The sequence below is a fragment of the Endozoicomonas sp. ALB091 genome (assembly GCF_049310265.1).
Lineage (GTDB): Bacteria > Pseudomonadota > Gammaproteobacteria > Pseudomonadales > Endozoicomonadaceae > Endozoicomonas.
Genome location: NZ_JBLYNQ010000001.1, coordinates 707,419 through 718,446, shown reverse-complemented (window position 1 = coordinate 718,446; position 11,028 = coordinate 707,419). Strand labels below are relative to the sequence as shown.

Annotated in this window: 1 protein-coding gene; it reads left to right on the top strand. The window is 58.6% G+C overall.

Features of this window, described 5'->3' with window-relative positions; genetic code table 11:
- Positions 1-8 precede the first annotated feature (8 nt).
- Entirely contained in the window at positions 9-11,003 is a 10,995-nt protein-coding gene (locus ACO6UX_RS03030) for a LamG-like jellyroll fold domain-containing protein (protein WP_422444718.1), read from the top strand.
- The last annotated feature ends 25 nt before the right edge of the window (positions 11,004-11,028 follow it).

Sequence of the window (11,028 nt, the reverse complement as noted above, 5' to 3'; positions counted from 1 at the left end):
ACCCGGCGGTGATCGCCGGCGACGACAGCGCCACGGTGACCGAAGACAACAGCGACGTACTGAGTGCCAGCGGTACCCTGACCATCAGTGACAGCGATGCCGGTGAAGCCCAGTTTATCGCCACCACCATCACCGGCAGCTACGGTGACCTGATCCTGGATGCCAGCGGTCAGTGGACCTACAGCGCCGATAACAGCCAGTCGGCCATTCAGCAGCTAGGGGAGGGCGAAACCCTTACCGAGACATTGGATGTGCAATCACAGGATGGCACCACCCATACGCTGACCATCACTCTTAACGGCAGCAACGACGGGCCAGTGCTGGATGTTGCCCTGGCCGATCAGAACGCCGATCAGGACAACCCCTTCAGCTACCAGCTGCCAGCAGACAGCTTCAGCGACCTGGAAGGTGATGCCCTGAGCTACAGCGCCACTCTGGCCGATGGCAGTGCCCTGCCCGCCTGGCTTAACTTTGATGCGGCCAGCACCACCTTCTCGGGTACCCCCGGCAGTGGTGATACCGGCTCGCTGTCGGTTACGGTCACCGCCAGTGATGGCCTGGCCAGCGCCTCCGATACCTTTACCCTGGCGGTAGCGGCCGACCCCGCCACCCCTCCGGCGGACAATCACGATGCGCCGCCCCCTGTGGCTGCCTTTGAGTTTGATGAAGGGGCAGGCAGCACGGCTGATGATGCGTCCGACAATAATACCCCCCTGACCCTGTCGGGCAGCGCCGCATGGGGAAGCGGCCGCTCAGGCTCCGGCTCAGCCTTCGAAATGGATGGTACTGCGGGCACCGGCGAGATCAGTGGCATGCAGACGGGCGGAGCAATGACCATCGCATCCTGGGTACGCTTTGACAGTTTTGATCAAGGCTGGTCCAGGGTGGTGGATTTTGGGAATGGTGCGGGAGACCACAATATTTTCCTGTCTCATACTGACCAGACCAACGGATTGGCATTTGGTATCTGGGATGACACTGGCACTGAGCACAAACTCACCCTTGATGATTTCCTCACCACCGATCAGTGGGTGCATATCACTGCGACGGTGGATAGCTCAGGGCTGATGAGCGTTTACAAAAATGGCGAACTGGCAGGCACTCACCAGGGAGCGGTCCCATCCGTCATGGTGAGGACCAACAACTATGTGGGCAAAAGTAACTGGGATGTCAATGGTTACCTGGATGGAGCCATTGATGACCTGGCCATTTTCAATGAAGCACTGGACGCATCCCAGATTTCAACACTTTATCAGGCCAATCAGCTGTCTGACGTTATTGAAGCAGACTCTGATGTCTACCAGGACCTGCAGCTGGACACCAACCTGGTGAGCAACGGTGATTTCACTACCGATGAACACTGGGCCATGACCGGATCGGTGGAGTTCTATGAGAACCGCCTGGCGTTTAATGGTACCGGCGCAGGTGGTGCGTCAGACGGCGTCGTGGAACAGGTGATTCAGGGCCATCCGGACATCAATTACAACCTGAGCCTCGATTACGGTGCTGCCTGGTCGGATGGGCCGGTGTCCGGTCAGGTGGATGTGCTTGATGAAGCGTCCGGTGAGGTGCTGGCCACGCAGGCATTCAACAGCGACTCCATGACCCTGCAGACCCTGAACCTGGCATTCACTGCCTCGTCCGCAGGCAACCTGGTGCTGCGCATCTCCGACACCACCATCGATGTCAATAATCGCGACATGGTGGTTGACAACATCAACCTGCAGGCCCGCAGCGCCGACAACCCGGCTCTCTACCGGGACCTGCAGCTGGACACTGAGCTGGTGAGCAACGGTGATTTCACCAGTGGCGATGACTGGACCATGACCGGCACGGTGGAGTTGTATGAGAACCGCCTGGCATTTAATGGCGGTGGCGGTGCCGCCGACGGCGTGGTGGAACAGGTGATTCAGGGCCACCCGAACGTCAACTACAGCCTGAGCCTGGATTACGGTGCCGCCTGGTCCGCCGAGCAGGTATCCGGTCAGGTCGAGGTGATTGATCAGGCATCCGGTGAAGTGCTGGTTACGCAGGCATTCGACAGTGACTCCCTGACCCTGCAGACCCTGAACCTGACGTTCACTGCTTCGTCGGCTGGCAACCTGGTGCTGCGGATCTCCGACACCTCCGCAAACGGCGATCTTCGGGACCTGGTGGTCGACAATGTCAGCCTGCAGGCCCGCAGCGTTGACAACCCCGACCGGGTGGCCGATGCCAACACTCCGGTGATAGCCTCCAGCGTTGTGGCTGCTGCCTTTGAGTTTGATGAAGGGACAGGCAGCACGGCTGATGATGCGTCCGACAATAATACCCCCCTGACCCTGTCGGGCAGCGCCGCATGGGGAAGCGGCCGCTCAGGCTCCGGCTCAGCCTTCGAAATGGATGGTACTGCGGGCACCGGCGAGATCAGTGGCATGCAGACGGGCGGAGCAATGACCATCGCGTCCTGGGTACGCTTTGACAGTTTTGATCAAGGCTGGTCCAGGGTGGTGGATTTTGGTAATGGTGCGGGAGACCACAATATTTTCCTGTCTCATACTGACCAGACCAACGGATTGGCATTTGGTATCTGGGATGACACTGGCACTGAGCACAAACTCACCCTTGATGACTTCCTGACCACCGATCAGTGGGTGCATATCACTGCGACGGTGGATAGCTCAGGGCTGATGAGCGTCTACAAAAATGGCGAACTGGCAGGCACTCACCAGGGAGCGGTCCCATCCGTCATGGTGAGGACCAACAACTATGTGGGCAAAAGTAACTGGGATGTCAATGGTTACCTGGATGGAGCCATTGATGACCTGGCCATTTTCAATGAAGCACTGGACGCCTCCCAGATTTCAACACTTTATCAGGCCAATCAGCTGTCTGACTTTATTGGCAGCGTCGATAACCCGGCGGTGATCGCCGGCGACGACAGCGCCACGGTGACCGAAGACAACAGCGACGTACTGAGTGCCAGCGGTACCCTGACCATCAGTGACAGCGATGCCGGTGAAGCCCAGTTTATCGCCACCACCATCACCGGCAGCTACGGTGACCTGATCCTGGATGCCAGCGGTCAGTGGACCTACAGCGCCGATAACAGCCAGTCGGCCATTCAGCAGCTAGGGGAGGGCGAAACCCTTACCGAGACATTGGATGTGCAATCACAGGATGGCACCACCCATACGCTGACCATCACTCTTAACGGCAGCAACGACGGGCCAGTGCTGGATGTTGCCCTGGCCGATCAGAACGCCGATCAGGACAACCCCTTCAGCTACCAGCTGCCAGCAGACAGCTTCAGCGACCTGGAAGGTGATGCCCTGAGCTACAGCGCCACTCTGGCCGATGGCAGTGCCCTGCCCGCCTGGCTTAACTTTGATGCGGCCAGCACCACCTTCTCGGGTACCCCCGGCAGTGGTGATACCGGCTCGCTGTCGGTTACGGTCACCGCCAGTGATGGCCTGGCCAGCGCCTCCGATACCTTTACCCTGGCGGTAGCGGCCGACCCCGCCACCCCTCCGGCGGACAATCACGATGCGCCGCCCCCTGTGGCTGCCTTTGAGTTTGATGAAGGGGCAGGCAGCACGGCTGATGATGCGTCCGACAATAATACCCCCCTGACCCTGTCGGGCAGCGCCGCATGGGGAAGCGGCCGCTCAGGCTCCGGCTCAGCCTTCGAAATGGATGGTACTGCGGGCACCGGCGAGATCAGTGGCATGCAGACGGGCGGAGCAATGACCATCGCATCCTGGGTACGCTTTGACAGTTTTGATCAAGGCTGGTCCAGGGTGGTGGATTTTGGGAATGGTGCGGGAGACCACAATATTTTCCTGTCTCATACTGACCAGACCAACGGATTGGCATTTGGTATCTGGGATGACACTGGCACTGAGCACAAACTCACCCTTGATGATTTCCTCACCACCGATCAGTGGGTGCATATCACTGCGACGGTGGATAGCTCAGGGCTGATGAGCGTTTACAAAAATGGCGAACTGGCAGGCACTCACCAGGGAGCGGTCCCATCCGTCATGGTGAGGACCAACAACTATGTGGGCAAAAGTAACTGGGATGTCAATGGTTACCTGGATGGAGCCATTGATGACCTGGCCATTTTCAATGAAGCACTGGACGCATCCCAGATTTCAACACTTTATCAGGCCAATCAGCTGTCTGACGTTATTGAAGCAGACTCTGATGTCTACCAGGACCTGCAGCTGGACACCAACCTGGTGAGCAACGGTGATTTCACTACCGATGAACACTGGGCCATGACCGGATCGGTGGAGTTCTATGAGAACCGCCTGGCGTTTAATGGTACCGGCGCAGGTGGTGCGTCAGACGGCGTCGTGGAACAGGTGATTCAGGGCCATCCGGACATCAATTACAACCTGAGCCTCGATTACGGTGCTGCCTGGTCGGATGGGCCGGTGTCCGGTCAGGTGGATGTGCTTGATGAAGCGTCCGGTGAGGTGCTGGCCACGCAGGCATTCAACAGCGACTCCATGACCCTGCAGACCCTGAACCTGGCATTCACTGCCTCGTCCGCAGGCAACCTGGTGCTGCGCATCTCCGACACCACCATCGATGTCAATAATCGCGACATGGTGGTTGACAACATCAACCTGCAGGCCCGCAGCGCCGACAACCCGGCTCTCTACCGGGACCTGCAGCTGGACACTGAGCTGGTGAGCAACGGTGATTTCACCAGTGGCGATGACTGGACCATGACCGGCACGGTGGAGTTGTATGAGAACCGCCTGGCATTTAATGGCGGTGGCGGTGCCGCCGACGGCGTGGTGGAACAGGTGATTCAGGGCCACCCGAACGTCAACTACAGCCTGAGCCTGGATTACGGTGCCGCCTGGTCCGCCGAGCAGGTATCCGGTCAGGTCGAGGTGATTGATCAGGCATCCGGTGAAGTGCTGGTTACGCAGGCATTCGACAGTGACTCCCTGACCCTGCAGACCCTGAACCTGACGTTCACTGCTTCGTCGGCTGGCAACCTGGTGCTGCGCATCTCCGACACCTCCGCAAACGGCGATCTTCGGGACCTGGTGGTCGACAATGTCAGCCTGCAGGCCCGCAGCGTTGACAACCCCGACCGGGTGGCCGATGCCAACACTCCGGTGATAGCCTCCAGCGTTGTGGCTGCTGCCTTTGAGTTTGATGAAGGGACAGGCAGCACGGCTGATGATGCGTCCGACAATAATACCCCCCTGACCCTGTCGGGCAGCGCCGCATGGGGAAGCGGCCGCTCAGGCTCCGGCTCAGCCTTCGAAATGGATGGTACTGCGGGCACCGGCGAGATCAGTGGCATGCAGACGGGCGGAGCAATGACCATCGCGTCCTGGGTACGCTTTGACAGTTTTGATCAAGGCTGGTCCAGGGTGGTGGATTTTGGTAATGGTGCGGGAGACCACAATATTTTCCTGTCTCATACTGACCAGACCAACGGATTGGCATTTGGTATCTGGGATGACACTGGCACTGAGCACAAACTCACCCTTGATGACTTCCTGACCACCGATCAGTGGGTGCATATCACTGCGACGGTGGATAGCTCAGGGCTGATGAGCGTCTACAAAAATGGCGAACTGGCAGGCACTCACCAGGGAGCGGTCCCATCCGTCATGGTGAGGACCAACAACTATGTGGGCAAAAGTAACTGGGATGTCAATGGTTACCTGGATGGAGCCATTGATGACCTGGCCATTTTCAATGAAGCACTGGACGCCTCCCAGATTTCAACACTTTATCAGGCCAATCAGCTGTCTGACTTTATTGGCAGCGTCGATAACCCGGCGGTGATCGCCGGCGACGACAGCGCCACGGTGACCGAAGACAACAGCGACGTACTGAGTGCCAGCGGTACCCTGACCATCAGTGACAGCGATGCCGGTGAAGCCCAGTTTATCGCCACCACCATCACCGGCAGCTACGGTGACCTGATCCTGGATGCCAGCGGTCAGTGGACCTACAGCGCCGATAACAGCCAGTCGGCCATTCAGCAGCTAGGGGAGGGCGAAACCCTTACCGAGACATTGGATGTGCAATCACAGGATGGCACCACCCATACGCTGACCATCACTCTTAACGGCAGCAACGACGGGCCAGTGCTGGATGTTGCCCTGGCCGATCAGAACGCCGATCAGGACAACCCCTTCAGCTACCAGCTGCCAGCAGACAGCTTCAGCGACCTGGAAGGTGATGCCCTGAGCTACAGCGCCACTCTGGCCGATGGCAGTGCCCTGCCCGCCTGGCTTAACTTTGATGCGGCCAGCACCACCTTCTCGGGTACCCCCGGCAGTGGTGATACCGGCTCGCTGTCGGTTACGGTCACCGCCAGTGATGGCCTGGCCAGCGCCTCCGATACCTTTACCCTGGCGGTAGCGGCCGACCCCGCCACCCCTCCGGCGGACAATCACGATGCGCCGCCCCCTGTGGCTGCCTTTGAGTTTGATGAAGGGGCAGGCAGCACGGCTGATGATGCGTCCGACAATAATACCCCCCTGACCCTGTCGGGCAGCGCCGCATGGGGAAGCGGCCGCTCAGGCTCCGGCTCAGCCTTCGAAATGGATGGTACTGCGGGCACCGGCGAGATCAGTGGCATGCAGACGGGCGGAGCAATGACCATCGCATCCTGGGTACGCTTTGACAGTTTTGATCAAGGCTGGTCCAGGGTGGTGGATTTTGGTAATGGTGCGGGAGACCACAATATTTTCCTGTCTCATACTGACCAGACCAACGGATTGGCATTTGGTATCTGGGATGACAGTGGCACTGAGCACAAACTCACCCTTGATGATTTCCTGACCACCGACCAGTGGGTGCATATCACTGCGACGGTGGATAGCTCAGGGCTGATGAGCGTTTACAAAAATGGCGAACTGGCAGGCACTCACCAGGGAGTGGTCCCATCCGTCATGGTGAGGACCAACAACTATGTGGGCAAAAGTAACTGGGATGTCAATGGTTACCTGGATGGAGCCATTGATGACCTGGCCATTTTCAATGAAGCACTGGACGCATCCCAGATTTCAACACTTTATCAGGCCAATCAGCTGTCTGACGTTATTGAAGCAGACTCTGATGTCTACCAGGACCTGCAGCTGGACACCAACCTGGTGAGCAACGGTGATTTCACTACCGATGAACACTGGGCCATGACCGGATCGGTGGAGTTCTATGAGAACCGCCTGGCGTTTAATGGTACCGGCGCAGGTGGTGCGTCAGACGGCGTCGTGGAACAGGTGATTCAGGGCCACCCGGACATTAATTACAACCTGAGCCTCGATTACGGTGCTGCCTGGTCGGATGGGCCGGTGTCCGGTCAGGTGGATGTGCTTGATGAAGCGTCCGGTGAGGTGCTGGCCACGCAGGCATTCAACAGCGACTCCATGACCCTGCAGACCCTGAACCTGGCATTCACTGCCTCGTCCGCAGGCAACCTGGTGCTGCGCATCTCCGACACCACCATCGATGTCAATAATCGCGACATGGTGGTTGACAACATCAACCTGCAGGCCCGCAGCGCCGACAACCCGGCTCTCTACCGGGACCTGCAGCTGGACACTGAGCTGGTGAGCAACGGTGATTTCACCAGTGGCGATGACTGGACCATGACCGGCACGGTGGAGTTGTATGAGAACCGCCTGGCATTTAATGGCGGTGGCGGTGCCGCCGACGGCGTGGTGGAACAGGTGATTCAGGGCCACCCGAACGTCAACTACAGCCTGAGCCTGGATTACGGTGCCGCCTGGTCTGCCGAGCAGGTATCCGGTCAGGTCGAGGTGATTGATCAGGCATCCGGTGAAGTCCTGGTTACGCAGGCATTCGACAGTGACTCCCTGACCCTGCAGACCCTGAACCTGACGTTCACTGCTTCGTCGGCTGGCAACCTGGTGCTGCGGATCTCCGACACCTCCGCAAACGGCGATCTTCGGGACCTGGTGGTCGACAATGTCAGCCTGCAGGCCCGCAGCGTTGACAACCCCGACCGGGTGGCCGATGCCAACACTCCGGTGATAGCCTCCAGCGTTGTGGCTGCTGCCTTTGAGTTTGATGAAGGGACAGGCAGCACGGCTGATGATGCGTCCGACAATAATACCCCCCTGACCCTGTCGGGCAGCGCCGCATGGGGAAGCGGCCGCTCAGGCTCCGGCTCAGCCTTCGAAATGGATGGTACTGCGGGCACCGGCGAGATCAGTGGCATGCAGACGGGCGGAGCAATGACCATCGCGTCCTGGGTACGCTTTGACAGTTTTGATCAAGGCTGGTCCAGGGTGGTGGATTTTGGTAATGGTGCGGGAGACCACAATATTTTCCTGTCTCATACTGACCAGACCAACGGATTGGCATTTGGTATCTGGGATGACAGTGGCACTGAGCACAAACTCACCCTTGATGATTTCCTGACCACCGATCAGTGGGTGCATATCACTGCGACGGTGGATAGCTCAGGGCTGATGAGCGTCTACAAAAATGGCGAACTGGCAGGCACTCACCAGGGAGCGGTCCCATCCGTCATGGTGAGGACCAACAACTATGTGGGCAAAAGTAACTGGGATGTCAATGGTTACCTGGATGGAGCCATTGATGACCTGGCCATTTTCAATGAAGCACTGGACGCATCCCAGATTTCAACACTTTATCAGGCCAATCAGCTGTCTGACTTTATTGGCAGCGTCGATAACCCGGCGGTGATCGCCGGCGACGACAGCGCCACGGTGACCGAAGACAACAGCGACGTACTGAGTGCCAGCGGTACCCTGACCATCAGTGACAGCGATGCCGGTGAAGCCCAGTTTATCGCCACCACCATCACCGGCAGCTACGGTGACCTGATCCTGGATGCCAGCGGTCAGTGGACCTACAGCGCCGATAACAGCCAGTCGGCCATTCAGCAGCTAGGGGAGGGCGAAACCCTTACCGAGACATTGGATGTGCAATCACAGGATGGCACCACCCATACGCTGACCATCACTCTTAACGGCAGCAACGACGGGCCAGTGCTGGATGTTGCCCTGGCCGATCAGAACGCCGATCAGGACAACCCCTTCAGCTACCAGCTGCCAGCAGACAGCTTCAGCGACCTGGAAGGTGATGCCCTGAGCTACAGCGCCACTCTGGCCGATGGCAGTGCCCTGCCCGCCTGGCTTAACTTTGATGCGGCCAGCACCACCTTCTCGGGTACCCCCGGCAGTGGTGATACCGGCTCGCTGTCGGTTACGGTCACCGCCAGTGATGGCCTGGCCAGCGCCTCCGATACCTTTACCCTGGCGGTAGCGGCCGACCCCGCCACCCCTCCGGCGGACAATCACGATGCGCCGCCCCCTGTGGCTGCCTTTGAGTTTGATGAAGGGGCAGGCAGCACGGCTGATGATGCGTCCGACAATAATACCCCCCTGACCCTGTCGGGCAGCGCCGCATGGGGAAGCGGCCGCTCAGGCTCCGGCTCAGCCTTCGAAATGGATGGTACTGCGGGCACCGGCGAGATCAGTGGCATGCAGACGGGCGGAGCAATGACCATCGCATCCTGGGTACGCTTTGACAGTTTTGATCAAGGCTGGTCCAGGGTGGTGGATTTTGGGAATGGTGCGGGAGACCACAATATTTTCCTGTCTCATACTGACCAGACCAACGGATTGGCATTTGGTATCTGGGATGACACTGGCACTGAGCACAAACTCACCCTTGATGATTTCCTCACCACCGATCAGTGGGTGCATATCACTGCGACGGTGGATAGCTCAGGGCTGATGAGCGTTTACAAAAATGGCGAACTGGCAGGCACTCACCAGGGAGCGGTCCCATCCGTCATGGTGAGGACCAACAACTATGTGGGCAAAAGTAACTGGGATGTCAATGGTTACCTGGATGGAGCCATTGATGACCTGGCCATTTTCAATGAAGCACTGGACGCATCCCAGATTTCAACACTTTATCAGGCCAATCAGCTGTCTGACGTTATTGAAGCAGACTCTGATGTCTACCAGGACCTGCAGCTGGACACCAACCTGGTGAGCAACGGTGATTTCACTACCGATGAACACTGGGCCATGACCGGATCGGTGGAGTTCTATGAGAACCGCCTGGCGTTTAATGGTACCGGCGCAGGTGGTGCGTCAGACGGCGTCGTGGAACAGGTGATTCAGGGCCACCCGGACATTAATTACAACCTGAGCCTCGATTACGGTGCTGCCTGGTCGGATGGGCCGGTGTCCGGTCAGGTGGATGTGCTTGATGAAGCGTCCGGTGAGGTGCTGGCCACGCAGGCATTCAACAGCGACTCCATGACCCTGCAGACCCTGAACCTGGCATTCACTGCCTCGTCCGCAGGCAACCTGGTGCTGCGCATCTCCGACACCACCATCGATGTCAATAATCGCGACATGGTGGTTGACAACATCAACCTGCAGGCCCGCAGCGCCGACAACCCGGCTCTCTACCGGGACCTGCAGCTGGACACTGAGCTGGTGAGCAACGGTGATTTCACCAGTGGCGATGACTGGACCATGACCGGCACGGTGGAGTTGTATGAGAACCGCCTGGCATTTAATGGCGGTGGCGGTGCCGCCGACGGCGTGGTGGAACAGGTGATTCAGGGCCACCCGAACGTCAACTACAGCCTGAGCCTGGATTACGGTGTTGCCTGGTCCGCCGAGCAGGTATCCGGTCAGGTCGAGGTGATTGATCAGGCATCCGGTGAAGTGCTGGTTACGCAGGCATTCGACAGTGACTCCCTGACCCTGCAGACCCTGAACCTGACGTTCACTGCTTCGTCGGCTGGCAACCTGGTGCTGCGCATCTCCGACACCTCCGCAAACGGCGATCTTCGGGACCTGGTGGTCGACAATGTCAGCCTGCAGGCCCGCAGCGTTGACAACCCCGACCGGGTGGCCGATGCCAACACTCCGGTGATAGCCTCCAGCGTTGTGGCTGCTGCCTTTGAGTTTGATGAAGGGACAGGCAGCACGGCTGATGATGCGTCCGACAATAATCCCCCCTGACCCTGTCGGGCAGCGCCGCATGGGG